The sequence below is a fragment of the Geothrix sp. PMB-07 genome, assembly GCF_030758935.1.
Classification (GTDB): domain Bacteria; phylum Acidobacteriota; class Holophagae; order Holophagales; family Holophagaceae; genus Geothrix.
On record NZ_CP132333.1, the window covers coordinates 1,665,091 to 1,690,665 of the forward strand.

General features: G+C 63.6%; 32 protein-coding genes. 21 read left to right on the top strand and 11 right to left on the bottom strand.

Annotation, left to right across the window (positions count from 1 at the left end; all coding sequences use genetic code 11):
- Nucleotides 1-13: 13 nt before the first annotated feature.
- Complete coding sequence (locus Q9293_RS07360) at nt 14-1,387, top strand: replicative DNA helicase (protein ID WP_306251546.1); 1,374 nt, start codon at nt 14-16, stop codon at nt 1,385-1,387.
- A gap of 47 nt (nt 1,388-1,434) precedes the next feature.
- Here Q9293_RS07360 and Q9293_RS07365 read toward each other — a convergent pair whose 3' ends face one another.
- Together Q9293_RS07365 and gatA are read right to left on the bottom strand one after the other, a co-directional pair.
- Nucleotides 1,435-2,769 (bottom strand): dihydrolipoamide acetyltransferase family protein, encoded by a 1,335-nt coding sequence (locus tag Q9293_RS07365; protein WP_306251548.1) that lies wholly within the window; start codon nt 2,767-2,769, stop codon nt 1,435-1,437.
- Nucleotides 2,759-4,234 carry an Asp-tRNA(Asn)/Glu-tRNA(Gln) amidotransferase subunit GatA gene (gatA, locus tag Q9293_RS07370; protein ID WP_306251550.1) on the bottom strand — a complete coding sequence of 492 codons (1,476 nt, stop codon included), beginning with the start codon at nt 4,232-4,234 and terminating at the stop codon, nt 2,759-2,761. The genes Q9293_RS07365 and gatA overlap by 11 nt, the downstream gene beginning before the upstream one ends.
- Nucleotides 4,235-4,445: 211 nt before the next feature.
- Between gatA and Q9293_RS07375 the strand changes: the two genes are divergently transcribed.
- The 7 genes from Q9293_RS07375 to pilQ all read left to right on the top strand — a co-directional run bounded on the left by Q9293_RS07375 (nt 4,446) and on the right by pilQ (nt 10,797).
- Nucleotides 4,446-5,165, top strand: coding sequence for a J domain-containing protein (locus tag Q9293_RS07375; RefSeq protein ID WP_306251552.1), 720 nt, complete (start codon nt 4,446-4,448; stop codon nt 5,163-5,165).
- Nucleotides 5,166-5,167: 2 nt separating this feature from the next.
- Nucleotides 5,168-5,935 carry a Stp1/IreP family PP2C-type Ser/Thr phosphatase gene (locus Q9293_RS07380; protein WP_306251555.1) on the top strand — a complete coding sequence of 256 codons (768 nt, stop codon included), beginning with the start codon at nt 5,168-5,170 and terminating at the stop codon, nt 5,933-5,935.
- A gap of 118 nt (nt 5,936-6,053) precedes the next feature.
- Nucleotides 6,054-7,097: a type IV pilus assembly protein PilM gene (gene pilM, locus Q9293_RS07385; protein WP_306251557.1), complete on the top strand. Its 1,044-nt coding sequence runs from the start codon at nt 6,054-6,056 to the stop codon at nt 7,095-7,097.
- On the top strand, nt 7,094-7,693 hold the full coding sequence (locus Q9293_RS07390) for a PilN domain-containing protein (protein WP_306251559.1): 600 nt from the start codon (nt 7,094-7,096) through the stop codon (nt 7,691-7,693). Before pilM ends, Q9293_RS07390 begins: the two co-directional genes overlap by 4 nt.
- Before the next feature lie 9 nt (nt 7,694-7,702).
- Nucleotides 7,703-8,311 carry a type 4a pilus biogenesis protein PilO gene (locus tag Q9293_RS07395; RefSeq protein ID WP_306251561.1) on the top strand — a complete coding sequence of 203 codons (609 nt, stop codon included), beginning with the start codon at nt 7,703-7,705 and terminating at the stop codon, nt 8,309-8,311.
- Between the two features lie 9 nt (nt 8,312-8,320).
- Entirely contained in the window at nt 8,321-8,773 is a 453-nt protein-coding gene (locus tag Q9293_RS07400; RefSeq protein ID WP_306251564.1) for a hypothetical protein, read from the top strand.
- A complete protein-coding gene (pilQ, locus tag Q9293_RS07405; protein WP_306251566.1) occupies nt 8,770-10,797 on the top strand; it encodes a type IV pilus secretin family protein in 2,028 nt (675 codons plus the stop codon). The genes Q9293_RS07400 and pilQ overlap by 4 nt, the downstream gene beginning before the upstream one ends.
- A gap of 64 nt (nt 10,798-10,861) precedes the next feature.
- Here the strand turns inward: pilQ and Q9293_RS07410 are convergent, their stop codons facing one another.
- From Q9293_RS07410 to Q9293_RS07420, 3 genes are read right to left on the bottom strand one after another with little or no spacing between them, the layout of a single operon-like run.
- Nucleotides 10,862-11,062, bottom strand: a complete 201-nt coding sequence (locus Q9293_RS07410; RefSeq protein WP_306251568.1) for a hypothetical protein — start codon at nt 11,060-11,062, stop codon at nt 10,862-10,864.
- Nucleotides 11,063-11,087: 25 nt separating this feature from the next.
- Nucleotides 11,088-11,237 carry a hypothetical protein gene (locus tag Q9293_RS07415; protein WP_306251570.1) on the bottom strand — a complete coding sequence of 50 codons (150 nt, stop codon included), beginning with the start codon at nt 11,235-11,237 and terminating at the stop codon, nt 11,088-11,090.
- Nucleotides 11,234-12,103, bottom strand: coding sequence for a 3-hydroxyacyl-CoA dehydrogenase family protein (locus Q9293_RS07420; RefSeq protein WP_306251572.1), 870 nt, complete (start codon nt 12,101-12,103; stop codon nt 11,234-11,236). Before Q9293_RS07420 ends, Q9293_RS07415 begins: the two co-directional genes overlap by 4 nt.
- A gap of 155 nt (nt 12,104-12,258) precedes the next feature.
- Between Q9293_RS07420 and Q9293_RS07425 the strand changes: the two genes are divergently transcribed.
- The 9 genes from Q9293_RS07425 (at nt 12,259) to Q9293_RS07465 (ending at nt 18,926) form a co-directional block, all read left to right on the top strand.
- Complete coding sequence (locus Q9293_RS07425; RefSeq protein WP_306251574.1) at nt 12,259-13,179, top strand: PP2C family serine/threonine-protein phosphatase; 921 nt, start codon at nt 12,259-12,261, stop codon at nt 13,177-13,179.
- Nucleotides 13,176-13,787, top strand: a complete 612-nt coding sequence (rdgC, locus tag Q9293_RS07430; RefSeq protein ID WP_306251576.1) for a recombination-associated protein RdgC — start codon at nt 13,176-13,178, stop codon at nt 13,785-13,787. The genes Q9293_RS07425 and rdgC overlap by 4 nt, the downstream gene beginning before the upstream one ends.
- A gap of 1 nt (nt 13,788) precedes the next feature.
- Entirely contained in the window at nt 13,789-14,337 is a 549-nt protein-coding gene (locus Q9293_RS07435) for a hypothetical protein (RefSeq protein ID WP_306251578.1), read from the top strand.
- 5 nt (nt 14,338-14,342) lie between these two features.
- Nucleotides 14,343-16,007 (top strand): N-acetylmuramoyl-L-alanine amidase, encoded by a 1,665-nt coding sequence (locus Q9293_RS07440; RefSeq protein ID WP_306251580.1) that lies wholly within the window; start codon nt 14,343-14,345, stop codon nt 16,005-16,007.
- A gap of 18 nt (nt 16,008-16,025) precedes the next feature.
- Entirely contained in the window at nt 16,026-16,448 is a 423-nt protein-coding gene (locus Q9293_RS07445) for a hypothetical protein (protein WP_306251582.1), read from the top strand.
- A gap of 94 nt (nt 16,449-16,542) precedes the next feature.
- Nucleotides 16,543-17,040, top strand: a complete 498-nt coding sequence (purE, locus tag Q9293_RS07450) for a 5-(carboxyamino)imidazole ribonucleotide mutase (RefSeq protein ID WP_306251584.1) — start codon at nt 16,543-16,545, stop codon at nt 17,038-17,040.
- Nucleotides 17,041-17,083: 43 nt separating this feature from the next.
- Nucleotides 17,084-17,569 carry a molybdenum cofactor biosynthesis protein B gene (locus tag Q9293_RS07455; protein ID WP_306251586.1) on the top strand — a complete coding sequence of 162 codons (486 nt, stop codon included), beginning with the start codon at nt 17,084-17,086 and terminating at the stop codon, nt 17,567-17,569.
- Nucleotides 17,566-17,781 (top strand): hypothetical protein, encoded by a 216-nt coding sequence (locus Q9293_RS07460; RefSeq protein ID WP_306251588.1) that lies wholly within the window; start codon nt 17,566-17,568, stop codon nt 17,779-17,781. The genes Q9293_RS07455 and Q9293_RS07460 overlap by 4 nt, the downstream gene beginning before the upstream one ends.
- 86 nt (nt 17,782-17,867) lie before the next feature.
- Entirely contained in the window at nt 17,868-18,926 is a 1,059-nt protein-coding gene (locus Q9293_RS07465) for a PLP-dependent cysteine synthase family protein (protein WP_306251589.1), read from the top strand.
- 2 nt (nt 18,927-18,928) lie between these two features.
- On the opposite strand, the gene Q9293_RS07470 is transcribed toward Q9293_RS07465, so the two are convergent.
- Nucleotides 18,929-19,657 carry a hypothetical protein gene (locus tag Q9293_RS07470; protein ID WP_306251591.1) on the bottom strand — a complete coding sequence of 243 codons (729 nt, stop codon included), beginning with the start codon at nt 19,655-19,657 and terminating at the stop codon, nt 18,929-18,931.
- On the opposite strand from Q9293_RS07470, the gene Q9293_RS07475 reads away from it, so the two are divergent.
- Genes Q9293_RS07475 through Q9293_RS07485 form a run of 3 tightly spaced genes read left to right on the top strand, consistent with a single transcriptional unit; the run spans nt 19,648 to nt 22,024 of the window.
- Nucleotides 19,648-20,214, top strand: a complete 567-nt coding sequence (locus Q9293_RS07475; RefSeq protein WP_306251593.1) for a YqgE/AlgH family protein — start codon at nt 19,648-19,650, stop codon at nt 20,212-20,214. The genes Q9293_RS07470 and Q9293_RS07475 overlap by 10 nt on opposite strands.
- Nucleotides 20,215-20,274: 60 nt before the next feature.
- Entirely contained in the window at nt 20,275-21,684 is a 1,410-nt protein-coding gene (locus Q9293_RS07480) for a deoxyribodipyrimidine photo-lyase (protein ID WP_306251595.1), read from the top strand.
- A 58-nt stretch (nt 21,685-21,742) separates the two neighbouring features.
- Entirely contained in the window at nt 21,743-22,024 is a 282-nt protein-coding gene (locus Q9293_RS07485; RefSeq protein WP_306251598.1) for a 2Fe-2S iron-sulfur cluster-binding protein, read from the top strand.
- Nucleotides 22,025-22,029: 5 nt separating this feature from the next.
- Here the strand turns inward: Q9293_RS07485 and recR are convergent, their stop codons facing one another.
- The 4 genes from recR to Q9293_RS07505 form a co-directional block, all read right to left on the bottom strand.
- The gene (gene recR, locus Q9293_RS07490) at nt 22,030-22,626 is read right to left on the bottom strand and encodes a recombination mediator RecR (RefSeq protein WP_306251600.1); all 597 of its coding nucleotides are present in this window, start codon (nt 22,624-22,626) and stop codon (nt 22,030-22,032) included.
- Between the two features lie 136 nt (nt 22,627-22,762).
- Nucleotides 22,763-23,065 (bottom strand): YbaB/EbfC family nucleoid-associated protein, encoded by a 303-nt coding sequence (locus Q9293_RS07495; protein WP_306251602.1) that lies wholly within the window; start codon nt 23,063-23,065, stop codon nt 22,763-22,765.
- A 4-nt stretch (nt 23,066-23,069) separates the two neighbouring features.
- Nucleotides 23,070-23,651 carry a DUF2062 domain-containing protein gene (locus Q9293_RS07500; protein WP_306251604.1) on the bottom strand — a complete coding sequence of 194 codons (582 nt, stop codon included), beginning with the start codon at nt 23,649-23,651 and terminating at the stop codon, nt 23,070-23,072.
- Complete coding sequence (locus Q9293_RS07505) at nt 23,644-24,561, bottom strand: thiamine-monophosphate kinase (RefSeq protein ID WP_306251606.1); 918 nt, start codon at nt 24,559-24,561, stop codon at nt 23,644-23,646. Before Q9293_RS07505 ends, Q9293_RS07500 begins: the two co-directional genes overlap by 8 nt.
- 133 nt (nt 24,562-24,694) lie before the next feature.
- Between Q9293_RS07505 and Q9293_RS07510 the strand changes: the two genes are divergently transcribed.
- Complete coding sequence (locus tag Q9293_RS07510) at nt 24,695-24,949, top strand: ferredoxin (protein ID WP_306251608.1); 255 nt, start codon at nt 24,695-24,697, stop codon at nt 24,947-24,949.
- 79 nt (nt 24,950-25,028) lie between these two features.
- Here the strand turns inward: Q9293_RS07510 and Q9293_RS07515 are convergent, their stop codons facing one another.
- Nucleotides 25,029-25,490 carry a chemotaxis protein CheX gene (locus Q9293_RS07515; RefSeq protein ID WP_306251610.1) on the bottom strand — a complete coding sequence of 154 codons (462 nt, stop codon included), beginning with the start codon at nt 25,488-25,490 and terminating at the stop codon, nt 25,029-25,031.
- Between the last annotated feature and the right edge of the window lie 85 nt (nt 25,491-25,575).

The window sequence follows — 25,575 nt, forward strand, 5'->3', positions numbered from 1 at the left end:
GGCGGGAGTGGCCATGGCGGACTGGCTTCCGGAACGGCTTCCGGAGGATATCGACGCAGAGCGGTCCTTCTTGGCCACCTGCTGCGCTCCTGGCGCTGGCTTCATCGCCAGCGAGGCGGTCTTTTCGCTGTCGGAGGAGGATTTCGTCCACCCGGCCCACCGGGCGGTGTTTCGGGCGCTGAAAACGCTCATCGAGGCCCAGGTCGAGGTCAACTCCCTCACCTTGAAGGATGCGCTCGATCAGGACGATAGCCTCAACAAGGTGGGCGGCTATCCAGGCCTGGTGGAATTGCTTGCCGGCGAGGATGTGGAACGCCCTCAGGTGCTGGCTGACGTCATCCGCCGCAAAGCCAAGCTGCGCCGGCTCGTGCATCTCGGCGCCCAGCTGGTCCGGCAGGCTGCCGAGGAAGACGAGGCGCCGGAGATCCTGGTGGATCAAACGGCCCAGAGCCTCTTCCACCTGGCCCAGGGCGATGCCAAGGCCAAGGGGCTGCTGTCGATCCAGTCGGTGGCCGACGATGCAATGGAGCGGCTGTCGGATCGCATGGAAGGCCGCCTCTCGCCGGGCATCCGTGTGGGTTTCAGTCGCTTCGATGAACTGACGCAGGGATTCCAGCCGGGCAACCTCATCGTGCTCGCGGCTCGCCCGGGCATCGGCAAGACCGCTCTGGCGCTGAATTGGATCCTGCGGGCGGCCGAAGAGCGGAATGGCCAGCCAGGGCACTGCGGGGCTTTCTTCAGCCTGGAAATGAGCCATGAGGAAGTCTTCATGCGCCTGCTCTCCGCCAAGAGTCAGACGAACATGAAAGATCTGCAGTCCGGCCGGGCCACCGGGCGCATGGATCACGTGCTGAAGACCCGCGATGAACTGGCCCAGCTGCCGCTGTTCATCTGCGACCTGGCCTCCATCACCGTGCCCCAGATCCGGAACATGATCGTGAAGCAGGGCAGCCAGAGCAATCGGAAGATCGACTTCGTCATCGTGGACTACCTGCAGCTGCTGAGCAGCCCCGAAGGCAGCCGTGGCGCCAAGCAGAACGAGGCGGTGCGCATCGGCGAGATCAGCCGCGGCCTCAAGATCATGGCCAAGGATTTCGGCATCCCCGTGGTGGTGCTGTCGCAGCTGAACCGCGAGGTGGAACACCGCACGGGTGGCCGTCCCCAGCTCAGCGACCTCCGCGATTCCGGCGCCATCGAGCAGGATGCCGACATGGTGGCCTTCATCCACCGGAAGATGATGCCCTCGGCCACGGAGGAACCGGATCCCTCCGCAGAGCTCATCGTGGCGAAACATCGCAACGGCCCCACGGCCATCATCCAGCTCCACTTCCAGGGCGAGTTCGCCATGTACCGGGAGCTGGTGCGGGAAACCTCCTATAACGGCTAACAAAAACGGCGGCCGGTGGCCGCCGTTTGCTGGTGATTTCCCGGGGACTATTCGAGCCCGAAGGTGGAATTCTCCAGTTCCTTTTTGACGAAGGCCATGAACAGGTCGCCGGTGGCGCCGTCAATGATCCGGTGATCGAAGCCCAGGCTGCTGAACATCATCTGGCGGATGGCGATGAAGTCGGTGCCGTCGGGGCCGGTGATGACCACGGGGCGCTTCACGATGGCGCCCACGCCCTGGATGGCCACCTGGGGCTGGTTGATGATGGGCAGGCCGAAGGTGTCGCCGTAGACGCCAGGATTCGTGATGGTGAAAGTGCCGCCGCTGATCTCGTCGGGCTTGAGCTGCTTGGTGCGGGCGCGCTCGGCCAGGTCGTTGAGGCTGCGGGCCAGGCCGCCCAGGTTCATCATGTCGGCGTTCTTGATCACCGGTACGATGAGGCCCCAGTCCAGGCTCACGGCGATGCCGAGGTTGAGGTCCTGCTTGTAGACGATGTTGTCGCCGTCCACGGAGGCGTTGGCCACGGGGTAGGCGCGGAGGGCCTTGCAGGCGGCCATCATGATGAAGGGCATGAAGCTGAGCTTGGTGCCGAACTGGGCCTCGAAGGCTTTCTTGTGCTTGTTGCGCAGCTGGGCCACGTGGGTCATGTCGATCTCGAAGACCGTGTAGACATGAGCCGAGGTGCGTCGGCTGGCCACCATGCCATCGGCGATGATCTTGCGCATGCGCGTCATGGGCTCGACCTTCACCCGCTCACCCGCAGCGAAAGCTGGCACGGCGGGGGCGGGGGGCACGGATAGCGCGGGCGTCAGGCCCATGGTGGGCGCGGAGGGGTCGTGCACGGCCGGGAGGGAAGGAGCGATGCTGGCGGGAGCGGGTGCAGCTGGGGCAGGTCCCTTGGCGAGGTAGGCTTCAAGATCCTCCTTGGTGACACGGCCAGCCTGGCCGGTGCCCTGGACCCGCGCGAGGTCCACACCGTGCTGCTTGGCCATCTCCCGAACCAGCGGGCTGCTCTTGGTGCGCAGGCGGCCCTCGAGGCTGTTGTCATCCTCTTCGGCGACCCGGGCCGCGGCGGGGATCGCGGCGGCGGCAGGAGCTGCTGTGGCGGCCACGGGGGAGGCGGCCGCACCTGCTGGCTTCTCCGAGGCATCGCCGATGCGGGCGACCACGGTGCCTACGGGCACGGTGACGTTCACATCCACGAGAATCTCCAGCAGCGTGCCTGCCGCCGGGGCGGGAATTTCAGCATCCACTTTGTCGGTGCTGATTTCGTAGAGGGTATCGTCCTTGGCGATGACGTCGCCCACCTGCTTGTGCCACTTCAGCACGGTGGCTTCGGCAATGCTTTCGCCCATCTGGGGCATGACGACGTCAAAGGCCATGATTCGCTCCTGTGCGGAAAAGGGGTGGCGTGTCTCGGTGGTGGTGGGTGATGGACTGGAAGGCGTGCGCCGTTTCCAACAGCATGACGTCGAAGAGCGCGGGCCCGATGAGTTGGATGCCAACTGGAAGCGCATTGGTGAAGCCTGCTGGCATGGACAGGCAGGGGAGGCCCGCCAGGGGGGCTGTCACGGTGTAGGCATCCGCCAGGTACATGGCCAGCGGGTCGTCGGTTTTCGATCCAAAAGGGAAGGCTGTGCCGGGGCTCACGGGCGTGGCCAGGACATCCACGGTTTCAAACGCCTTCTCGAAATCCTGGGTGATGAGGGTGCGGGCTTTCATGGCCTTCAGGTAAAAGGCATCGTAGTAGCCCTTGGAGAGGCAGAAGGCCCCGAGCAGGATGCGGCGCTTGACCTCTGAACCCAGACCCTGGTCCCGGGTGTCGGCGATCATATCCGTGAGCCTGGTGGCTGAGGCCCGATGCCCGAATCGGACACCGTCGAAGCGGCTGAGATTGCTGGACACTTCGCTGGTGCAAAGCAAGTAGTAGGTGTCGATCGCGTATCTGGTGTGGGGAAGGCTGACCTCACGGAGCTCAGCGCCCTGGTCAGAGAGCACCTTCAAGGCCGCTTCGAGGGTGCTCCGCACGCCGGGCTCAAGCCCTTCGGAGAAATATTCTTTCGGCAGGCCGATGCGAAGCCCCTTGAGTTCCCGCGGCTGCAAGTGGGTCAGGCCTTCGGTGCGGGGGAGATCCACCGAGGTGCTGTCCATGGGATCCCGGCCAGCCATCACCTGAAGGGCCAGGGCGATGTCGGCGGCGGATCGGGCGATGGGTCCGACCTGATCAAGGCTGGAGGCCATGGCGCTCAGGCCGTAACGGCTCAGCACGCCAAAGGTGGGCCTGAGGGCGGTGACGTTGCAGAAGCTGGCCGGCAGCCGCACAGATCCACCCGTATCGCTTCCCAGGGCCAGGGGCGCGTAACCTGCGGCGACGGACACCACCGAGCCGCTGCTGCTGCCGCCGGGCACCCGTGCAGTGTCCCAGGGATTCCTGGCGGCGCCGAAGGCGCTGTATTCGCCGCTGGAGCCCATGGCGTACTCATCCAGGTTGGCCTTGGCCACGGGGACCGCGCCGGCGGCCAGCAGCCGCGCCACCACAGTGGCATCGTAGGGAGCCTGGTAGCCTTCCATGATCCGGGAGCCGCAGGAGACTTGAAGGCCCGACCAGTTCAGATTGTCTTTCAGGATGAAGGGCAGCCCCAGCACGGGGGATCGCTCTCCGGCGCGCAGGCGGTCATCGGCTTTTCGGGCCAGGGCGAGGCTTATGGATTCATCCAGGGCGAGGATGGCTCGCAGGCGACCCTCGCCAGAGGTGATCCAGTCCAGAGACTGCTGAACCAGGGCTTCAGAGGACAGGTCGCCGGCATCAAGCCCCTCGCGCCAATCCACCGCCATGCCCACTGCCATGCTTATGCCTCCAGAGCCTTCTACTTTGCCATCGAGCAGGGGCCACAACCAGCCCGGATCCGTGGGAATGAACCCGCTTTCCCAGGGGCCCCTGCTCCTTTCTGAAGCTCAGGGCCTGCGTTCAGGATGGAAATAGGCTACCATCCTCATGCTCAAGCCCTGTCCCTCCATCCTGTTCGATGCGCCGGTCACGGGCCTTCCCTGGAATGCCATGAATCCATTCACTGTGCTGGAAATTTCACCGGACGCCTCCCCGGACGACATCAAGGCCGCTTATCACCGGCTCGCGAAGCGGTGGCATCCCGACCGCTATACCGGCGATGAGAAGGTCGAGGCCGAGAACCGGTTCCGCGAACTGGCGGAAGCCTTCAGCGTGCTGAAGGACCCCGCGAAACGGCTCACGTTCCAGCAACAGCAGCCCAGGCCCCAAGCAGGTTCCGTGGCCTTAGAGGTGGACACCCCCCAGGAGCGCACCTCCGAAGACTGGGCGGTCATGGCCAAGGCCGCTTTTGAAGAGGGCAACAATGATCAGGCCCGGGCGCTTATTTACTACGCGATCCGGATGGATGGGGAAAAGCCGCAATACCATTCCCTGCTCGCCTCCATCCTTGAAAAGGAGGGTGGCGATCTCCGGGCTGTCGTGAAAGCCCTCGAAACGGCAGTGAGGCTGGCTCCGCGGGATGTGGACAGTCACATCCGTCTGGCTCTTCACTTCCAGACGCTGGGCATGGCGGCCCGGTCGCAGCGGCACCTGCAAGCGGCCCGGGAGATTTCCCCCAACCATCCCAAACTGCGGACGCCACTGCCAAAGGGTCCGAAGGGCACCAAAACCCAGGCTGCGGCGGGTCAGAAGGGCAAGCTTCCCGCTCCGCCACCGGGACTCCTGGATCAACTTAAGGACCTGTGGGGCCGATTGACGGGAAAGGGTTGATCATGGACATTCGCGCTGCGGGCATCTCGGATGTGGGCTGTGTCCGCAAACAGAATGAAGACAGTTTCCTGGTGGACCCGGCCCTGGGCCTGTTCGTGGTGGCGGATGGGCTGGGCGGCCACGCGGCGGGTGAAATCGCCAGCCAGATCGTGGTGGAGACCGTGGCCCGCTTTGTGGCTGAAACGGTGGAGTCGGACCGCACCTGGCCCGTGGAATACGATCCAACGCTCTCCTACGACGGGAACCGGTTGAAGGTGGCTCTGCTGCTCTCGGACCAGGCCATCGCCGATGATATTCGCCAGAATCCCGAACGGGAAACCATGGGATCCACCGTGGTGGCCGGGTTGTTTCACGGCCAGAGCCTCACCTTGGCCCACGTGGGCGATAGCCGGGCCTACTTGCTGGACCGGGAGGGCATCCGCCAGGTGACCCGGGACCATAGCTGGGTCGCGGAACAGGTGGCCAACGGCATCCTGACGCCATCTGAGGCCCGCGTGCACCCTTTCCGGAACGTCATCACCCAGGCCTTGGGCAATGGGGGGGACTTGGATGTGGAGATTCAAACCCTTGAGCTCTCCAAATCGGAGCGACTCTTGCTATGCTCCGATGGCCTGTCAGGAATGATCGGCGATAAACAGATCTGGGATATCGTTGCTCAAGCTAAAGATATCCAACAGGCAGTCGAATCATTGATTTCCAAGGCCAGGGAACACGGGGGGGAAGACAATATCACCGCTGTTCTGGTGGGTTGGGATTCGGAAGAAGTCTGACGCAAGCACAGTAAACCTTGACCTAATTCATTCCCGCGATACTCTTTCCATTACCTAAATTCTCCAAGTGAGGCATCCGGTGGGTCTTTTCGGAAGCAAAACCAAAAGTCTTGTCGGCTTGGACATTGGCTCCAGCTCCGTCAAAGTCTGTGAACTCCAGCAGATGGGCAAAGGGAGCAATGTCCGCTACCGCCTCCAAAAACTGGGGCAGGTGGGCCTTCCTTCTGATGCGATCGTGGATGGCGACATCATGGATAGCAACGCCGTAGCGTCGGCTATCCGGCAGGTTCTCGCAGAACAGAAAATCAAAGCCAAGGAAGTGGCCATCTCCTTGTCGGGTCAGCAGGTGATGGTCAAAAAAGTGACATTCCCCCTCATGAGTCAGGCCGAACTCGCTGAGTCGGTCCGCTGGGAAGCCGAAAGCTTCTTCCCGGCGGGGCAGGGGTTGGACTCCTACGCTCTGGACTATTACCTCATCGAGGAGCGGGCTGGCGAAGGGAACATGGATGTGGTGCTTGTGGCCTGTCGGAAGGACAAGCTGGAGGCCTATGTCAGCTGCGTGGCCCAGGCTGGCTGCAGCCCCAAAGTGGTGGACGTGGACGTGTTCGCGGTCCAGAACGCCTATGAGATCAACTCGGCTGGTGGCAGCAGGGATGAAGTGGTGGCCCTGGTCAACATGGGTGCAACCTTCACCAATCTCACCATGATGGTGGGCGGCAAGTCGGTGTTCTGGCGGGACATGGCCTGGGGCAGTGGCCGCTATTCGGAAAAACTGGTGGAGGACTGGGGTCTTTCTCGGGAGGCGGCCGAGTCTTTGAAGCGAAACAAGGCTGCCGAGGGCCGGGAGCCCGAGGAAATTCAGCCTTCTATCAATGCGGTTTCCGATGCCTTTGCTGATGAACTGACCCGAACACTGGATTTCTTCAAAAGCAGCTTCAAGGTGGATCGCTTGGACCGCGTGCTGGTCTGCGGCGGCGGCTCCATGATCCATGGCCTTCTGGATGTGCTCGGCGACCGTCTGCGGGTTTCCGTGGACCGCTTCAATCCCTTCCAACTCATTGAAGTGGATGGCCGCACCGAAGATCCTGTCACGGTCCGTGAGATCGGCGGCGGCGCGGCGGTCGTCGTTGGGCTGGCCTTGCGCCAAGTGGGGGACCGATGATCAAGATCAACCTGCTCGGTGATGCCCTGGCCCAGGCCGGGGGAAAAAAGGGAGGCGATAAGTCCGCCTCAGAGCCAGTCCAGGTGTATACCGGCGAAGGCGGAAGCCGTGCCAGCCTGCCCATTGCGGGTGTGGTGGTTGGTCTGCTCTTCACGGCCCTTGGCGGTGTCTACTACCTTTGGCTGAATGGAGAGTTCACCAAGGCCGAAAAGAGAAAGGCTGACCTGGAGCGGGACAAGAAGCAGTACGAGCCCTACATCGCACTGGAGAAGAAATTCCGCGAGAAAAAGGATGCCCTCCAGAAGAAGGAAGAGGTGATGACCACCCTCAAGCGTCAGCAGGCTCTGCCGGTGCATCTGCTTGAGGAATTGGCGAACAGTCTGCCTGACGATGTCTGGTTCAAGAAAGTCACCCAGAAGGGCATGGCCATCACCATCGAAGGCGAGGGCCGGAACTTTGAATCCATCAATTCGTTCTACGGGAATCTCCAGTCCCGCACCCGGTGGTTCAAGAAGATCAATTACCCTGGTGCCAAGCGCAACGCGGGTGGATCTTTCGAATTCACCATCTCCTTCGAACTCCAGAACGCCGTCTGAGGGTAGGCCATGAATCCCCAACTTCAGAAACAGATCGGCGTGGGTGCCCTGATTGGCATTGTCCTGGCGGGTTTGGTTTATTTCCTGCTCGGCGGCAAGCGGTCCGATTTGGAAGCTGTCAACGCCGATGTCAAGGTTCTCCAGGCGGATGTGGACAAGGGCAAGTTGCTGAAGGCCAGCTACGAAAAGCTACGCGAAGAGGTGGCCCGGCAGGACAAGCGCATCGAAGAACTGATCAAAATCATGCCCTCGGATGCGGATTACGGTGAGATCCCCTACCGCATCAAAAAGCTCGCGGACGATGCAGGCATCGATCAGGTTTCTTTCTCATTGAAGCCCGAGCGGAAGGACACCTACTACACCGAAAAGCCAGTGGAATTTGAATTCCGAGTGGGCTATCACTCCTTCGGCCAGTTCGCTTCGCTCCTTTCCGGCTACGACAAGATCATCAACATCTCCAACATTGAATTCAGCCGGAAGACGGACACACGCAGCCTCTATCCGGCGACCGTGAAGTGCCTCATCAGCGCGTTCGTCTACAATCCCGAGCCTCCCCCTGCGGAAGCCGTGAACAAACCCGCCGCCCCGGCCCCGAAGGCCGGCAGCAGAGAGGACTGAGGGACTGCCATGCTGCGACGAATCTCCTCAATGCTCATGGCCGCAGGCGTTGCGCTGCTGGCTGAGGCTCCGCCAAAGGCCGCTCAAGCCCCCCCAGCCGTCACCCCCGCGGGAGTCAGCACCGAGGATGTGGCCCTCATCAAGGCTGTTCCCTACCGGCCCTCCATCCAACGTGATCCTTTTTCTGCGCCGAGGGAAGATCGCCCGGTGGACGCCCTTGATCTCTTGGATGACATCGGAGTCAAAGGCATGATCCGCAAGGATGGCAAGAATTTCGCTGTAGTCACTGACAGCCGTGGAAATGCCCGTTGGCTGCCCGTGGGCCATCGTTTCAAGGATGGCGAAATTTCTGACATCACTGATAAGGAAGTGGTCTTCCACCAATGGGATGTCAATACCACCAACCGTTCTGTGTTCCGAACCATCAAGAAAACGTTCAAGCGTGAGGAGGGTAAACGATGAATGCTCGCCTGAGTTCCTTGCTGGTCGCAGGGGGCGTGGTCCTGGCGGGGATCCACACGGGGTCCCTCCATGCCTCGCCTGTCCTAGAGGGGGCGGCCAAGGCCAGCCTTCTATCCACCTCCTTGGAAGCTGATGGGGCCGGGGCCACCCTGTTCCTTCGGGTGCCAGGCTTGGCTTCACAACCGGGCGTCCAGGTGCTCTCCAATCCGCATCGTGTGGTTCTGGACCTTCCAGGGGTGGATCGCGGCGCCCTGGTCACCCGTAAGGAATTGGCCCAGCTGGTTCACCCTCTGATCCAGAAGGCTCGTCTGGCACAATTTGCCACGGAGCCGAAACCCATCACCCGTTTGGTGTTGGAGGTGACCGCAGGGACCCAGGTGGTCGTGCGCACAAGCCCAGAGGGCGTGCAGTTGCACTTGACACCGGGTAGCGGCCGGATCCAAGCCCAGTTTGAAGGTGAGTTCCAGCCGGTAGTCCCAGCCAATTCATTTCGGACGCAGCAGGCTTCAGCACCCTCCCAAGCCGTGTCCACGTCCAGCGCCGGACCGGTCTCGGTGGCCAAATCCTTGGCGCCTCTTCCGGGGGCTGTCAGCACCTTCCAGGCCCTTCCCCAACTCCTCGGGATGACCATTCTCACGGCTGCGGCTCCAGAGGCAATTCAGTTACCTGAGGGCTCCAAGCCGAATCTTCCCGTTGCGAGCCACACTGGAACCCGGACCCTGGGTGAGGGTGGCCCCAAGTACTCCGGGTCAAAGATCACGATTGCTCTGGCCAACACAGACATTCGTGAGTTCCTGCAGATCATTGCCGACACCGGCAAATTGAATCTGGTCCTCGATCCTGATGTCCAGGGGACCTATGGCTACCGCTTCACCGAGACCCCCTGGGATCAGGTTTTGGATGTCACGCTGAAGAATGCCGGCCTCGGCAAGGAAATCCAGAATGGAGTCCTTCGCGTGGCCAAAATCGAGAAACTTCAAAAGGAAGAAGAAGAACGGAAGAAGCTGGATGAGACCAAGGCATTGGCCGGGGATCTCCAAACCATCACCCGCCCCTTGTCCTATGCCAAGGTCGGGGATGTTCAGAAGATCCTCAAGGACATGCTCTCCAAGCGTGGTTCGGTGATCCTGGATGACCGCACCAACACGCTGATCATCACAGATCTACCCCGGCACATTTCGGTGGTTTCTGATCTGATTGATACCCTGGATGTTCAGATTCAACAGGTCCAGATTGAGGCCCGGGTCGTTGAAGCGAATAAAAATTGGCAACAGCAGTTTGGTGTGAAGTGGCCTACCTCAAATAGTGGGTCAGTGGCCATTACGGGTTCAGGTTCAAGTACAAGTAATCCTCCGTGGGTTGGGCCCAATGCCCCGTTCTGGAATGGTGTAAATATCAATAATCCCGATTCCAAGAACCAGGCCTGGGCTGCATTTACCCCCGGCAAGGACGGATCGACCTCTATCGCCGCACCCTCTGGTGAATTGTGGCTGAGCTTCCTGAGCAATCGATTTAGCATCAACGCTGTTCTTCAAGCCATGGAAAGCGAGGGCACACTTAAAATTGTGTCATCACCCAAAGTCGTGACGCAGAACAACAAGAAAGCCACGATCCTCAGCGGCGAAAAGATTCCTTACCCCACCCAGCAGGGTGGCGCTTCTGGTGGCGCCATCACGGTGGCCTTCATCGATGCCAACTTGCAACTTGATGTGACGCCCCAGATCACCAACGAAGGTACCATCATCATGGACTTGAAGGTCGAGAAGGCGGAAGCCGATTTCGGCCGCACGGTGAATGGAACACCAACCATTCTTCGAAAGTCCATCGAGACTCAGGTCTTGGTTCGGGATGGCGGTACCGCTGTGTTGGGCGGTGTTTACATTACGAATACTGCTACTGGAACGAACGGCGTTCCCTTCCTCTCCAAGATCCCTTTGATTGGATTCCTGTTCCGGAACAACACCAAGCAGGATCAGAACGCCGAACTTCTGATCTTCATCACCCCGCGCATTCTTCGCCAATAGGCTGGATACTTGACATGGAAACGGCCCCTTGCGGGGCCGTTTCCATGTTTGAAGCAAGCGGGAATTACTTGGCGATGGGCAGGGTCCGCACCAGGCGCTTGCAGCTGTTGCAGAGGATGGTGAAGTTGTCGGCCTGCTCGAAGTGGTATTTGAAGCCGGGATCCTCGTCGACCTTCTCCAGGCGACCGAAGCGGTACTCGGCAATGCGCACGCTCTGGGGGGCGGTCAGATCGGCGCCGCAGTGGGTGCAGGAGATGGCGGCCATGCTTGCTCCTTGGGAAGGCTGTGCTTCATAGGTGGAAGAATTTCCAGAGCCCCCAGCTTATCAGAGCCAGCGCGGCCAGGCCGACGAAGACCCGCAGCAGCACCTTGCCGAGGTGATATGCGACATAGATCACGATGAGCGCGGCCAGAATGGCCAGAATCAGTGTTGGGGTCATGAAGTCCGCCTGCCTTCCTTATTCCAATGGTGGAACCCCTTCTGCGCTGTGATTCCCGTATGGCCTGCATCGACCAGGGCCCTGAGGAGGGCGGGGGGCTGAAAGCGCGCTTCACCCGCAGCAGTGAGCCCTTCGGCGATGCGCAGCCGCAAATCGAGCCCCACCCGGTCGGACAGTTCCAGGGGGCCTACGGGGTGGCCATAGCCCAGGGTCATGAGGGCGTCCAAATCCTCGGCGGAGGCGACACCAGCCTCCACGAGCCGCATGGCTTCGAGTCCCTGGGCCAGGGCCATCCGTGCTGCGGCGAAGCCCGGTTGATCGCGAACCTGGACCACGCGCTTCCCCAGGGCTTTGCCCAGATCCCTGGCCTGCTCCACACACTTGGGCAGGGTGCCGGGCGCCACGGCCATTTCAACAACCGCCATGCGTGGCACGGGCACGAAGAGGTGGAATCCAACCAGTCGGCCGACGAGCCCTGATCGCCGGGCCAATTCCGTGATGGGGAGTGCCGATGTGCCTGATAGAAGCAACACGTCTTTCGGCCCCCACTCGCCTGCGGCGGCAAGGACAGGATGTTTGACCTCGATGTTTTCGGGGAGCGCCTCCAGGAAGGTAGCGGCTCCCTGCAAGGCCTCTGGGCCAAAGGCGGCGGCCGACAGCCGCCTGACGGCCATCGTGCGCGCCTCAGAGGAGAGCCGCTCCCGTTCCACGGCCCGGTCCCAGCGGGTGTGGATCCGCCTTAAACCTGCTTCTGCATGATGCTGGTCTCGTCCGAGCAGGCGAGTTTCGAGGCCACATTCCGCAGCCCATTGAGCCGCAGAGATCCCCAGGGTTCCGGGCCCCAGGATGGCCAAAGGCCCGGTCATGCGCCTGCCTCCAAACCGAGAGAGGCCTGGTTGGCAAGATCTGAATCCAAGGGTGCTTCAGGCATTGTTTCGCGCCTCCACCCGCTATGATGAACGGAAAGGGCCGTCAGTCCATCACCTCAACCCAGCCCAACACTCACGGGCCATCACGCCTCATGCTCATCGATTACGCCGCCATCACGCACCCGGGCAAGATCCGGAAGAACAATGAAGATGCCTACCTGCTGAGCGCGCTGGACGGCGAAGAGCCCATCATCAATGGGCGGGCCAGGCCTCTGAAGGTCGGTGAGCCCGGCCTCCTGGTGGCGGTGGCCGATGGCATGGGCGGGGCCGCAGCGGGCGAAGTAGCCAGTCACGAAGGTTTGGCGGCGGTGTCGTTGTTCCTTTTTGGCCACTGGGGCCGACTGGCCCCTGAGAAAGTGGCTGAGACAGAACTCCTCAAGGCGCTGAAAACCGCCGTGGAACAGGCCAGTGACGCGGTGCTGCGGTATTCGGATGATGACCGCACTGCCCGGGGCATGGGTTCCACCCTGACGGCGGCGGTGATTTGGCGGGGCGCGGTCTATGTCGCTCAGGTGGGTGATTCCCGGGCCTACCTGTTCAGGCAAGGTCGGCTGCACCAGATCACGGAGGATCAGACCCTCGTGAACGACCTGGTGGCTCAAGGCGCCCTCACGCGGGAGCAGGCGCGCGTCCATCCCCAGCGCAACATGATCACCCAGGCGTTGGGATCACCTCAGCCCCTGCGAGTGGTGCTGACGCGCCTGGTCTTGCGCCGGGGAGATCGTCTGCTCTGCTGTTCCGATGGCCTGCACGGGGAAGTGCATGATGATCGCATCGAGGAAGTCATGGGTCAGGCCCTCAGCCCCCGTCGCAGCTTGGAGCTGTTGGTGGATGAAGCCCTCATCCAGGGCGGCAGGGATAACATCACGGCCGTGATTCTGGCCCTCAACGATCCCAGCCTGGCGCTGCCAGCGCCGGATGAAGGGCTTGATCTGTACCACCCCGACCTCACCTCCCGCGGACGCGGGTTGTGGGAGCGGTTTCTTCACTTGATTGGAGGCGGCGCCTCATGAGCATGCTGCAGGGGAGTGTCTCCCTTAAACGCTTTCTGGTGTTGGGCCCGGTGCCCGATGAAAAAGATCTTCAGGCGGGCCTCGAACAGGATCAGTTCCGCCCCTTTCAGGATGGGCTCGAGGAAGAGCGCATGGGCTGGTGTGATTGGCGGAACCCGCTGATCACTCCGCCGGATGCCGATTGGGTCAGCCAAGAGCGCTTCGCGGTTTTCGCGCTGCGCATCGACACGCGGCGCGTGCCGCCGGCCCTGCTGAAGGCCCATGTGGATCTGCGCCTGCAGACCCTGCAGAAGGAGAAGGACCTGGCCTTCGTGGGAAAGGAAGCTCGCATTTCTCTGGCCGACGAAGTGAAGGTGGAGCTTCTTCGGAAAGTATTGCCCTCGCCCAAAGTGGTGGAGGTGGCCTGGGATCTCAAGAATGGCATCCTCTGGACCACGGCCTCGTCCAGCAAGGTCCAGGGGGCTTTGACCACGCTGTTCATCAAGTCCTTTGGGTGCGAAATCCACCCCCTGGCGCCCCTGGTGCTTTCGGGTCGGCTTTGCCCCGATCTTTCTGTGGAAGCCTTGATGGCATTGGATCCGCTCGATCTCGAACTTGAGGAGGCCTGAGGTGAAGCCTCTCGAACTGATGGAACAAGGCCGTTTTCTCGGCGAGGAATTCCTGCTGTGGCTCTGGATGCGCAGCATGACTGAAGGGGGCGCCAGCGGCGAGGAAGGCGATGGCTCCGGTTGTTTCGTGGATGATGCCATCCAGCTCACCTCCGAGCGGGGTGAGGTGAAGGAAATTTCCCTGCGCAAGGGCAATCCCGCCGAAAGCCGCGAGGCCTTTGAATCCCTCGGCCGCGGCATGCGTCCTTCCAAGATGAAGCTGCGCATCCTCTCCGGCGATCTGGAATGGGTGTTCACCCTCAATGCCGCCACCCTGGACATGGGCACACTCAAGCTGCCGCCCAGCACGGGCAAGGCGCCGCACGAGCGGCTGCATGACCGCATCTTCCTGCTGGAGGAAGGCGCCGGGCACCTGGAGCGCCGCCTCAAGCTTTTCCTCCGCGCCCGGGCGGAAGATCCCGATGGGATGCTCGAAGCCATGCGCGGCTGGGTGCGCGTAGCCCGTTCGGGTGAAGCGCTCGCCAACGGCGAGGCGCCTTGGGAGGCCTGAGACCCGTGCCGCTGGCCTGGGGCCTGCTGCTTCCGGTGTGCTTTGCCGCACCGGTGGCGCAGGAGCCGGCGCCGGTCATGGCCCAGGCCCGCACGCCGGAGGGCCGTACCGTCCTCCTGCGCCTGCAGTTCAAGAAGGGCCTCAGCGTGGAAGGCAAGGGCCTGCCGAAGGCCTTCTTGGCCAAAGGCGCTGATGGTGCCGGTTGGGTGGGGTTCGACAACCTGTCACCGGACGGAAAACGCTGGGCCTTGGCCGCGTTCTTTCCGGACGACCAATGGAGGCCGGAAGAGGTGCGGCATCGCGTGCGCTACGCCGAAATCGAATCGGTGTGGACCCTGGCGGCGCTGTTCACGGGGCACGGCCAGAACTACGACCGCCTCATGGCGGAAAATCCGGATTTTCCTGAAAAGCTGCGCGAAGGCGATGTCTGGCGCATCCCCCGCGGCCTGCTTTCAGTGGATCTGGGCGGCACGGGGCGCGGCCCCGACCGCACGCGGCCCGAGGATGAACTGGACGATGAGTCGCGGGTATCCGCCTACCGCGGCCTGCTGTCCTTCAGCGATGACGCCCAGGGCAAGTTCGCGGCCTATCGCATGCGCAAGGGCGAGGCGCTGTACTCCAGCGTGGTCATCCGCTACACGGACCGCGTGGATCCCAAGGGGGTGAACGAACTGGCGGATCGCATCGCGAAACGCAGCGGCATCACCGATGTGCGCGGCATTCAGCCCGGCCAGCTCATCAAGATCCCGCTCGAGTTCCTGGCAGATCCCTTCCAGCCGGAGGGCAGTTCGCAGCTGGCGGAGGAGCGCGAGGTGCGCGCGGAGGTGCGCCGCATCGTGCGCGTGGAGGCCGGTCCCAAGCTCAAGGGCGTGCGCGTCATCCTCGACGCGGGCCACGGCGGCGTGGATCCAGGCGCCCGCGCCAACGGCATCTGGGAATCGGATTTCGTCTACGACATCGCCATGCGCGTGCGCCGCCTGCTCGAACAGGAAACCGAAGCCCAGGTGAGCAGCACCATTCGCTATCCGGCCCTGGGTTTCAAGAGTCGCGAATCCATCACCACGCCCAGCCGGGCTGCGGACATCCTCACCACACCGCCCTTCGCCGTGGATGGTGAAAGCCCCACGGCCCTGAGCGTCAACCTGCGTTGGGTGCTGGCCAATGATTGGTTCGCGGCCTTCCGCCAGGCCAAGGGCGATGCCCAGAAGACCCTCTTCCTGAGCTTCCACGCGGACAGCCTGCACCCTTCAGCCCGGGGCTCCATGGTCTACGTGCCCAGCGCCGCCCTGGTGCCCAGCACCCATGCCATGGGGCTGGTGAAGGTGGGGCGCGTGGCTGAGGCCAAGCGCTCGGCCCGCGTGTCGTTCAGCAGCCGGGAGAAGCTTCAGGGCGAGGCCCGCAGCCGCCAATTTTCGGAAGCGCTCCTGAAGGCTCTGCAGAAGGAGCGCATTCCCGTCCATGCCAACCGGCCCATTCGCAACGTCATCTACCGGGGTGGTGGCAAGTGGGTGCCCGCGGTCATCCGCTATAGCACCGGCGCCACCAAGGCCCTGGTCGAGGTGGCCAACCTCACCAACGAAGACGATGCCGCCAGCCTGCGTGATCCGGAATTCCGCGAGCGCTATGCGGCCGCGGTGGTGAACGCCATCCGGGCGTATTATCGGAAATAGGCCGTGTAGGGAGAGACCATGCGATGCCTCGTGCTGGCCCCGTGGCTGGTGCTGCTGCTCTTTGGCGCGGGCTGCCGGAAGCCGGAGCCTGTGGCGCGGCCGCAGGCCCAGCTCATCGTTCGATTTCTGGATCGGGATGCGGTGCTCGATCTGGCAGCGGTTCCCCCCGCAGGTCCCTGGCGAGTGATGAACGCGGGCCTGTGGGAACCCCTGGAGATCCGATGGAAGCCAGGCCCAGTGCCCATCGGCGCCGCCGTGGTGGGCCGCACGGCGCCGGACTGGGTGCTTCTGGAAGATCCGGCGCAGGACACTCACCGCGTGGTCATGCGCGGCCCCGGCCCCGAAGAACTCGCACGCCGCAATGAACGCATGGATCCTGATGAACGCGACGCCCTGGCCCTGCTGGGGGTGCTGTGGGCTTTGAGCTGGGCCCGGCACTGAATGTCCCGGCTGGGTGGGTCATGGTTCGCTCGGGTCCGCTAGAATGGCCCTTCCCTTGATCGGCCTTCACGGCCCCACATGTGCTGAGGCATTCATGACGACCAACCCCCTGGTGGGCATCCTGATGGGCTCCAAGAACGACTGGGAGACCATGCAGCACACCGCTTCGACTCTGAAAGCCCTGGGCATTCCCTGCGAAGCCCATGTGGCCAGCGCGCACCGCACCCCGGAAAAAGTGGTCGAGTTCTGCAAGGGCGCCGAAGGGCGCGGCTTGAAGGTCATCATCGCCGCTGCCGGTGGGGCGGCTCATCTGGCGGGTGTCTGCGCCAGCAAGACCCACCTGCCGGTGCTGGGCGTGCCCATGAAGGGCTGGGCCACCGAGGGCATGGACGCGCTCCTCTCCACGGTGCAGATGCCCTCGGGCATCCCCGTGGGCACCCTGGCCATCGGTAAGGCTGGGGCCATCAATGCCGCCCTGCTGGCCACGTCGATCCTGGCGCTGGGTGATGCCGCCATCCGTGACCGGTATTTGAGCTACCGCCAGAGTCAGACCGAAAAGGCCTTGGCGGATGACGATCTGGTTCTGCCCTGATCCATTCTTCCAGGCCATTGGGGAATTCCTTGGAGCCCGAGCGATGGAGCACGTGCATCTCATCACCCTGTCGGATCGCGCGTCGCGAGGCGAGTACCAGGATCAATCAACGCCGCTGTTGACCGCTTGGCTCGAAGGGCAGGGTGTGAGGACCGTGAGCACCGCGCTGATGCCCGACGATCCCAGTCTCCTGGAGGCTGATCTTCGCCACGCGGTGGCCCAGGGGGTGCCCCTGGTGCTCACCTGCGGGGGAACTGGATTCGGATTGCGGGACACCACCCCGGAGGCCTCTCGCCGCGTCATCGAACGGGAAGCGCCGGGCATCTGCGAATTGATCCGGGCCAAAGGCGGCCATCCTTTGGCCTTTGCGAGTCGCGCGGTCTGCGGCATCGCCGGCCGCACCGTGATCTTGAACCTCTCGGGCAGGCCCGCCGCGGCGCTGGAGCAGATCCAGTTGGCCTGGCCCCTGCTGGTTCACGGCGTGGCCGTTCTGCGCAAGGAAGCGGCGGCAGGAGGGCCCTGCACATGAATGTATGGGCGCGGATCAACCATGTGGGCTGGGTGCATCTCTGGCGGCAGCGCGAGGATTTCGAGGCGGCCGAGCCGTCCGCCCATTTCCTGAACGGCCGCACGGATCCCCGCTGGCTGGAACTCGCCCTTTCCGCCGAACAGAAGGCCCGGCTCGAGGCCGGAGATCTGGTGGAGCTGGAGGATCCCGGCTACTTCACCGACGAAACGTAAAGGCCATGGGGCCATCCTGCCACCTCGGGGTGGGATGAAGCCGTCGCCCATGAGAAGGTTGAACCTGTCTGTTGATGAGGCCCGGAATGACCGATGTGCAGTCGACCTTTCGCACCTTGAACCGCCTGGTGGGCTTCACGCCCCTGTTGGCGTTGGATGTCCTCTACAAGGGCGAGCCGCGCCGCATCTATGCCAAGGCGGAGAATTTCAACTTCACCGGCAGCATCAAGGACCGCATGGCCCTGCACATCCTGCGAAGGGCCCATGCCAGCGGAAAACTCAGGCCCGGAGCTGCCATCGGGGAAGCCACCAGCGGCAACACGGGCATCTCCTTCTCGGCGTTGGGTCGGGCCCTGAACCATCCCGTGACCATCTTCATGCCGGACTGGATGAACCAGGAGCGCAAGGATCTGATCCGCTCCTTCGGCGCCGAGGTGCGCCTGGTGAGCGCGGCGGAGGGCGGCTTCCTGGGCTCCATCCGGCTCAGCGAGGAGTGGGCGGATCGGACGCCGGATGCCTTCCTGCCCCGCCAGTTCGCCAACGATGCCAACGTGGAAGCCCATGCCACCACCACGGGCCCGGAAATCTGGGCCCAGCTGGGTTCCCAGGGGTTGCGCCCCCAGGCCTTCGTGGCCGGTGTGGGCACGGGGGGCACGGTCATGGGTGTGGGGCGTTTCCTCAAAGCCCAGAACCCGGCCATCCAGGTGCATCCGGTCGAACCCTCCAACTCGCCCACCCTCCACACGGGCCACAAGGTGGGGAAGCACCGCATCCAGGGCATCTCCGACGAGTTCATTCCCGCCATCGTGCAGCTGGATCAGCTCGACGACATCCTCTCCGTGGATGACGGCGACGCCATCCTCATGGCCCAGAAGCTGGCCAGCCGGGGCCTGGGCGTTGGCATCAGCAGTGGTGCCAATTTCCTCGCGGCCCTCCAGGCCCAGGATCGGCTGGGTCGCGATGCGGTGGTGGTGACGGTCTTCAGCGACAGCAACAAGAAATACCTCTCCACCGATCTGATGAAAGAGGAACCGGCCAAGGACGGTTTCCTCAGTCCCCAGATCGAACTCATCGGCCTCGGCCACTCCATCCGCGTATGCGAACTCTGCATCCAGGGCAAGCATGCCGCCGGGTGCGGCTGCTGAATTCAGGCCTCTGAAGGCGAATCCACCTGCGCTTCCAGGCGCCGGAAGAGGGCCAGCAGGGCGCAGCTCAGCCAGAGATTCAGCATGCCGCTGGTGAGGTTGAACGCCCAGAAGGCTGGGTGTTTCAGCCGCAGCAGAGCTCCAGGAACCGAGTTCGGATCCGCTGAGGGCACCAAGCGCTCCATGGCCCAGATGGAGATCCCCTGGTAGACCAGGGCCACCAGCATCATGGCCAGCACAGCCTGAACGATCCGGGGCCAGTGCCGCGCCATGGCGGTCTGGCTCCACTTCAGGGCGGGCAGGAAGCCATCTCCACGCAGGAGCATGCGCAGGGGAGCCCAGCCGAACAGCGTCATGATCACGATGCCGGGAATGATGAACAGCAGCACGCCGATGCCGATGGCCATGCTGATGCCAATGCGGGCGAGGAACGTCGGCAGCCAGCGCTGGTCGAAGGTTTCCCGCCATGCAGCGGTGTTCCGGCTCTCTGCGTCCAATTGCGCCTGGAACCTCGGGATGAAATACATCTCCAGAGGCAGCAGTCCGGCAAAGCCGAAGATGGGCTGGAGAAGCGGGTTCGGGCCTGCCCCAGCCGCCAACTCCAGGGCCGGGCCCAGTTGGGCCAGGGCCATGGCCAGGAACGCCAGGCCCAGGAACTGCCAGGGATGGCGGCGGAGCAGCGAAACGCCCTCGCGAAGGGCACCGAGGTGGGAGGGCAGGGGTGTGCGCATCCCTACAAGCCTACCGCCTGGCCTGGGCTATCATCATCGGCATCATGTCGTACGAAGCACCTTGCCTCCTGGTGGCCAGTCCCGCCCTGCTGGACCCCAACTTCCTCCACACCGTGGTGCTCATCGTTGAGCACGACGAGGAGGGGGCCCTGGGGCTCATCCTGAACCGGCCCCTGCCCTTGGCCCTGGCCCAGGTCTGCGACGAAGGCGGCATGGCCTTCCGGGGCTCGGAGGAGGCCACTGCTTGGCGGGGTGGTCCCGTGGATCCCCAGCGCGGCATCCTGCTCTCCCAGGGCGGTCTGCCTGAGGAAGAGGACACGGTGGTGGACCTCACCCACTTCGTGAGCCACCGCAAGGATCTTCTGGAAACCTTGCTGGGCGATCCCACCGCCCACTATCGGCTGTTCCTGGGTTATGCCGGCTGGTCGCCTGGGCAGCTCGACCAGGAACTGGCCGTGGGCGCCTGGATGCGCCGCCCCTTGGTGTCCGAATGGCTCATGCACCCGGATCCTTCCGGCCTGTGGCAGGTGGCCCTGGCCAGCGGGGCCCACGAGTGATCTGAACCCGTCCAGGTTCCAAGGCCACCCTCGCGACCACGCCTCCGCTAGGCTCACCTCATGCGAAGCATCGTGTGGTTCCGGGGGAAGGATCTGCGGCTGGCGGATCATGGGCCACTGGTGGAGGCGGTGGCCGCCGGGGAGGTCATCCCACTGTTTGTGCTGGACCCGTGGTTCTTCGCGGCGGAGCGGGCTCAGCAGCTGCCGCACAGGATGCAGTTCCTCCTGGAGTCCTTGAGGGCATTGGAGGCCAACCTGGCCCATCTGGGCTCCAGGCTCCTGGTGGTGCCAGGCCGCAGCGTGGAGGTGCTGCCGCGCCTGGCGGCCCGCTGGAAGGTGGACCAAGTCTTGGCCCATCGTTGGGTGGAACCCTTCGGCCGGGAGCGGGACCGCCGTGTGGCGCAGGGCCTGGCGCGGGAGGGCATCGCCTTCCGGCTGTTCGAGGGCGAAACCCTGCTGCCGCCTGGCACCGTTCGGAACGGGCAGGGGGCCATGTTCCGAGTGTTCACGCCCTTCAGCCGCGCCTGTGGGGTGAGGCTGGACCTCGGTGCGCCGCTGCTGGCTCCGCGCCGCCTGCCGCCGGTGCCGACCGACATCGAGGGTGCCACCAGCGGCATTCCCACTCTGCTGGACCTTGGGCTGTCGCCGAATCCAGGCCTTCAGCCCGGTGGCGAACGGGCGGCCCGGTCGCGGCTGAAGGCCTTCATCACTGGCCCCATCGAGACCTACGGATCAGACCGCGATCGCATGGATCGGCCCGGCACTTCGCGACTCAGCGCCGATCTGAAGTTCGGAACGCTCTCCGTGCGAACGGTGTGGCAGGCCGCCGCGGCTGTGGATGCAGGCGAATCCGTGCGGCGTTACCTCAACGAACTGCTTTGGCGGGAGTTCAGCCACCACCTGCTGTGGGAATGGCCAGAGCTTCTGAACAGCCCCTTCCGCCCAGAATTTGAAGGCTTCCCCTGGCGAGAGGATCAAGGGGCTTGGGAAGCCTGGACCCAGGGTCGCACCGGGTACCCCGTGGTAGATGCCGCCGCCCGGCAGCTGCTGGCGGAGGGGTTCGTCCACAACCGGGCCCGCATGGTGGCGGCCAGTTTCCTGACCAAGCACCTGCTGCTGGACTACCGCCGGGGTGAAGCGCACTACCTGCGCTGGCTCACCGATGGTGACTGGGCCCAGAACAACTCAGGCTGGCAGTGGAGCGCCGGTTGCGGCTGCGATGCCCAGCCCTGGTTCCGCATCTTCAACCCCGTGGCCCAGGGGCTGAAGTTCGATCCCCAAGGCGACTACGTCAGGCGCTGGGTGCCGGAACTGGCGTTCTGCCCAACGGCCTTGATCCATGAGCCCTGGAAGGCGCCCAAGGCCCTGAGCGCTGCGTGGGACTACCCGGAGCCCATCGTGGATCATGCGGTGGCCCGGGAACGGTTCCTGGCCACGGCGAAAGGGCATCTCCGACGGGGGCAGGCCTGATAGAGTGGAGTTGTTGATTGTTTCTATCCACTCTGCTTTAACGACTTATGGGTAACACATGCACATGGTTCGTTTCGATGGCAAAACCCCCGGCGCGGCGGAATGCGACCGGGAAACAGCCTTGCTCGCCGCCAGCACCAAGGCCGGGGTGCCCCTCCCCCATCGCTGCGGGGGCCACGCCCGCTGCGGCACCTGCCTCGTCACCGTGGTGGAAGGCGCCGAGCACCTCAGCGAGAAGGGCGCCGCCGAATCCCGCGTGCTCCTGGCCCTGAAAGCCCAACCCGACCAGCGCCTGGCCTGTCAGACCTGGGCACGGGGTGACGTCCGGGTGACGTACTAGCGGCCTTAGACCAACCGCCGCCCTTCCATGGCACGGTCTAGAGTGAGTTCGTCGGCGTATTCGAGATCGCTGCCGATCGGTAGGCCAAGGCCGATGCGCGTGGTGCGCACGCCAATGGGTTCGAGCATGCGGGCCAGCCAACTCGCGGTGGCTTCGCCATCCACCGTGGGGTTGGTGGCCAGGATGATTTCCTGGATGGCGCCATCTTCCAGGCGCTTGAGCAGTTCGCGGATGCGCAGCTGATCCGGCCCCACGCCGCGCAGGGGCGAGATGAGCCCCCCCAGCACGTGGTAGCGGCCCCGGAAATGCCCGCTGCGCTCGAAGCTGAGCACGTTGGAGGCTTCGGCCACGATGACCAGGCTGGCGGGGTCCCGGCGGGGATCCAGGCAGATGGGACAGATGGGTTGGTCGGTGAAGGCCCCGCAAACCTGGCAGAAGCCCACCTTTTCCGCCGCCTGCTGCAGCTGATGGGCCAGGTGGGCCATGGCCTCTGGGCCTTCCTTCAGAAGGTGCAGGGCCATTCTTTGCGCGGACTTGGAGCCCACTCCCGGGAGCTTCTGGAGGCTTTCGACCACGGCCTCGAGGGGCGGCGGCAGCTTCATGACGTGGCCTCCGCGAAGGGAAAACGATTCACCACGGAGGCACGGAGTTCACACGGAGAAAAGTGGAAGTGCCTGCTTCCCTCCGTGGTTCTTCTCGGTGTTCTCCGTGTCTCCGTGGTGAACGTCATGAAAGCCCTCAGAGCCCGAGGCCGGGCAGGTTGAGGCCGGCGCCCATGCCGCCCATCTGCTTCTTCATGGCCTCGTCGGTCTTGGTGGCGGCGTCGCGGAAGGCCGCCAGCAGCAGGTCTTCGAGCATGGAGGGATCCTCGGGATCCATGGCGTCCTTGGCGATGGAAAGACCCACCAGCTCCTTGGAGCCGTTGAGAGTGACCTTCACCAGCTCGCCACCGGCGGTGCCTTCGACGCGCAGATTCGCCTGGGCCTCCGCCAGCTTGGCCTGCATCTGCTGGGCTTGTTTCATCAGAAACCGCATGTCCATGGGATCAACCTCCAGGTGGGATGTCTTGGGGTGGGCAGGCCGGTTCCAGCAGGTGCGGCCAGTGAATCCGCCGCAGGCGCTTGGCCAGCCAGAGCATGAAGAAGTAGCCAACAGGCAGGGCCACCACGGTGCAGATGGTCCCGCCGATGAGGTAGGACTTCAGAACGGGGCGCAGCATGGTGGTGGTGGCTTCGAAACCGTCCCAGGTAAGGAAGCTGCGCCAGCCGATGGCGTGCCAATCGACCTTGGCGAGGTTGGCGGCGGTGAACCGGCCTCGCACCAGGTTGCCCACCCAGGCGCTGGCGGTGGCGATGGGCACCATGGTCCAGGGATTGTTCACCAGCATGGCCATGATCATGAGCGGGCGATGAAGGCGGCGGAAGAGGATGCAGAAGAGGAACACCATGCCGGTGTGAAGGCCCAGGAGCGGATTCCAGGCGATGGAGAAGCCCAGGGCGAAACTCCAGGCCACCTGTTCCGGCGAGAGTTCCGGGTGCAGGATGTGCGCCTTGAGGCGGTTCCATAGGCCCTTGGGCGCGGCGGGAGCGGCCGTGGCCGGGCTTTGCTGTTCAATGGGATCAGTCATGGGCGAAGTGGTCGAATCCAAGGTCCGGCAGGGGGCGCGGCCCATTCCCATCATAGACGAGCAACGGCGCAGCCCCAGGTTCCTGGGCGCGACCCACGGGAATCAATGCCACTCCAAGGCGCCGCTCGAGGTCGTCCTGGGCCATGGCTGTGCCGAAACAGCGTGCGTAATCCTCGCCGCCGCGCAGCGCATCCTCATCCAGGCTCGATTCCACCGCGATGCTGAGGCCCGATGCCAGGGCCAGGTTGCGGAGGTCGCGGCTGAGGCCGTCCGAGAGATCGAGGCAGGCGTGGACTTCCGGCATGCCGGCCAGGCGAAGCCCCAGGCCCAGATTGGGGGAAGGCGCGAGATGGGCCAAGAGGTCGGGATCGGGATGGTCCGCGTCCCACCGCTGTCCACCCTGGAGTTTGCGCAACCCGCGAAGGCTGGCGCCGGGACGCTGATCCACGAAGATGCGATCGCCGAGTTGAAGTCCATCCCGGCGCAGCCAGCGCCTGGCGAAACCAAAGGCGGTGAGGCCCAGCCCCAGTCCGGCTGGGCGCCCCACGGTATCGCCACCGAGCACCTGGACCTGAGTTGCGCGGGACGCTGCGGCAAGCCCCTCCAGGAACCGCTCGAGCCAGGCACCATCAATCTCGGGCCCCAGGGCCAAGGTGAGGGTGTAGCCCACGGGTCTCGCGCCGGACGCATCCAGATCCGAGAGGTTCACGGTCAGCAGCTTTCTGGCCAGCAGGTCGGGGGGGTGCCAATCCAGCCGGAAATGTTGATCCGATTCCATGAGGTCGGTGGTGACGAGCAGTGTTTCACCAGGCGGCGTGGGGGGCAGGGCGCCGCAGTCATCCACAAGCCCTCCGCCTCCAGGCAGCAAGGCCCGGATCCGGGCAAGAATTCCCGATTCCTCCAGGCTCATGGTTGGACCTCCGTCACAAGTCCAGTCTCCCACGCCGAGAGGGGCCAGGGGAGGCTTGGTCCTTGGCTGCGGCGATGCTAGGTTGGTTGGATCTGCCCACGACGGGCCCCATTTGAATCTCGAGGAGACGACCATGGCCATCACCAAAGTGTGGATCGAAGAAGGCTGCATCGTGTGCAACGCTTGCGAAGCCGAGTGCCCCGACGTCTTCCACGTCACCGACACCAGCTGCAACGTCAATGGCTCCGTGCGTGAGGACGGCCAGGACACCGAGAACCGCGACGAGATGAGCCCCCTGTCCGGCAGCTACGGCACGGACCTGGAAGCCAGCATCGAGGCCGCCGCCGCCGGTTGCCCCGTGGAAGTGATCAAGTACGAAAAGGCCTGAGCCGGAAACGGCGACGCCGTTTCCCTCAAGCGAAAGGGCGCCTTCGGGCGCCCTTTCTGCATGAATCGGAAGAAGGAACCTATTCCTTCAGGCCGACGTTGACTTCAAATTCGCCGAACTCGGTCTTGAAAGGAATGGCGATGCAGGGGACATCGCCGCTGCGGCTGATCTTGTGGCCTTTGCCGACCACCACCGTGGGCACCGAAATGGAGAGGCTGAACCCATCCTGGATGAGCAGGCGCCGGGCATCCCCCACCACGATGTTGCCGATTTCGCCGATGGCATCCTCCACGCTCTTGTCCAGGGCGGTGATCTCCTCCATGAGCATGTTGCTGGCGATCTTGCAGGCCAGGTTCACCGGAAAACTGAGGATGATGGAGCCCGATGTATCGCCGGTGATGCCGATGATGGCCGAGATGTCGTAGGTGGTTATGAGGTCCTCCTTCACGGAGAGCCCCGCCTTCTCGGCCGCGATGCTGGCCATCATCTCCAGGCTGCGGAGGGTGGATTCAATGAAGGGATTGATGAATGCGACGTTCATGGGGCCCCATGGATGGACTGCATCCTCTTTCGGTCGAGGCACATCCTCGCATGACTTCTGGCATTGAGCGACCCGCCCAGTCGCG

Excerpts from the sequence above, each read along its gene's own strand:
- Q9293_RS07510 (WP_306251608.1), top strand. The coding sequence starts at position 24,695 with ATGGCCATCACCAAAGTGTGGATCGAAGAAGGCTGCATCGTGTGCAAC.
- purE (WP_306251584.1), top strand. The coding sequence starts at position 16,543 with ATGACGACCAACCCCCTGGTGGGCATCCTGATGGGCTCCAAGAACGAC.
- Q9293_RS07375 (WP_306251552.1), top strand. The coding sequence starts at position 4,446 with ATGAATCCATTCACTGTGCTGGAAATTTCACCGGACGCCTCCCCGGAC.
- rdgC (WP_306251576.1), top strand. The coding sequence starts at position 13,176 with ATGAGCATGCTGCAGGGGAGTGTCTCCCTTAAACGCTTTCTGGTGTTG.
- Q9293_RS07390 (WP_306251559.1), top strand. The coding sequence starts at position 7,094 with ATGATCAAGATCAACCTGCTCGGTGATGCCCTGGCCCAGGCCGGGGGA.
- Q9293_RS07420 (WP_306251572.1), bottom strand. The coding sequence starts at position 12,103 with ATGACCGGGCCTTTGGCCATCCTGGGGCCCGGAACCCTGGGGATCTCT.
- pilQ (WP_306251566.1), top strand. The coding sequence starts at position 8,770 with ATGAATGCTCGCCTGAGTTCCTTGCTGGTCGCAGGGGGCGTGGTCCTG.
- Q9293_RS07425 (WP_306251574.1), top strand. The coding sequence starts at position 12,259 with ATGCTCATCGATTACGCCGCCATCACGCACCCGGGCAAGATCCGGAAG.
- Q9293_RS07500 (WP_306251604.1), bottom strand. The coding sequence starts at position 23,651 with ATGACTGATCCCATTGAACAGCAAAGCCCGGCCACGGCCGCTCCCGCC.
- Q9293_RS07365 (WP_306251548.1), bottom strand. The coding sequence starts at position 2,769 with ATGGCCTTTGACGTCGTCATGCCCCAGATGGGCGAAAGCATTGCCGAA.
- recR (WP_306251600.1), bottom strand. The coding sequence starts at position 22,626 with ATGAAGCTGCCGCCGCCCCTCGAGGCCGTGGTCGAAAGCCTCCAGAAG.
- Q9293_RS07485 (WP_306251598.1), top strand. The coding sequence starts at position 21,743 with ATGCACATGGTTCGTTTCGATGGCAAAACCCCCGGCGCGGCGGAATGC.
- Q9293_RS07505 (WP_306251606.1), bottom strand. The coding sequence starts at position 24,561 with ATGAGCCTGGAGGAATCGGGAATTCTTGCCCGGATCCGGGCCTTGCTG.
- Q9293_RS07495 (WP_306251602.1), bottom strand. The coding sequence starts at position 23,065 with ATGGACATGCGGTTTCTGATGAAACAAGCCCAGCAGATGCAGGCCAAG.
- Q9293_RS07415 (WP_306251570.1), bottom strand. The coding sequence starts at position 11,237 with ATGACCCCAACACTGATTCTGGCCATTCTGGCCGCGCTCATCGTGATC.
- Q9293_RS07515 (WP_306251610.1), bottom strand. The coding sequence starts at position 25,490 with ATGAACGTCGCATTCATCAATCCCTTCATTGAATCCACCCTCCGCAGC.
- Q9293_RS07470 (WP_306251591.1), bottom strand. The coding sequence starts at position 19,657 with ATGCGCACACCCCTGCCCTCCCACCTCGGTGCCCTTCGCGAGGGCGTT.
- Q9293_RS07460 (WP_306251588.1), top strand. The coding sequence starts at position 17,566 with ATGAATGTATGGGCGCGGATCAACCATGTGGGCTGGGTGCATCTCTGG.
- Q9293_RS07445 (WP_306251582.1), top strand. The coding sequence starts at position 16,026 with ATGCGATGCCTCGTGCTGGCCCCGTGGCTGGTGCTGCTGCTCTTTGGC.
- Q9293_RS07410 (WP_306251568.1), bottom strand. The coding sequence starts at position 11,062 with ATGGCCGCCATCTCCTGCACCCACTGCGGCGCCGATCTGACCGCCCCC.
- Q9293_RS07400 (WP_306251564.1), top strand. The coding sequence starts at position 8,321 with ATGCTGCGACGAATCTCCTCAATGCTCATGGCCGCAGGCGTTGCGCTG.
- Q9293_RS07395 (WP_306251561.1), top strand. The coding sequence starts at position 7,703 with ATGAATCCCCAACTTCAGAAACAGATCGGCGTGGGTGCCCTGATTGGC.
- Q9293_RS07465 (WP_306251589.1), top strand. The coding sequence starts at position 17,868 with ATGACCGATGTGCAGTCGACCTTTCGCACCTTGAACCGCCTGGTGGGC.
- Q9293_RS07480 (WP_306251595.1), top strand. The coding sequence starts at position 20,275 with ATGCGAAGCATCGTGTGGTTCCGGGGGAAGGATCTGCGGCTGGCGGAT.
- Q9293_RS07455 (WP_306251586.1), top strand. The coding sequence starts at position 17,084 with ATGGAGCACGTGCATCTCATCACCCTGTCGGATCGCGCGTCGCGAGGC.
- Q9293_RS07360 (WP_306251546.1), top strand. The coding sequence starts at position 14 with ATGGCGGACTGGCTTCCGGAACGGCTTCCGGAGGATATCGACGCAGAG.
- gatA (WP_306251550.1), bottom strand. The coding sequence starts at position 4,234 with ATGGCAGTGGGCATGGCGGTGGATTGGCGCGAGGGGCTTGATGCCGGC.
- Q9293_RS07380 (WP_306251555.1), top strand. The coding sequence starts at position 5,168 with ATGGACATTCGCGCTGCGGGCATCTCGGATGTGGGCTGTGTCCGCAAA.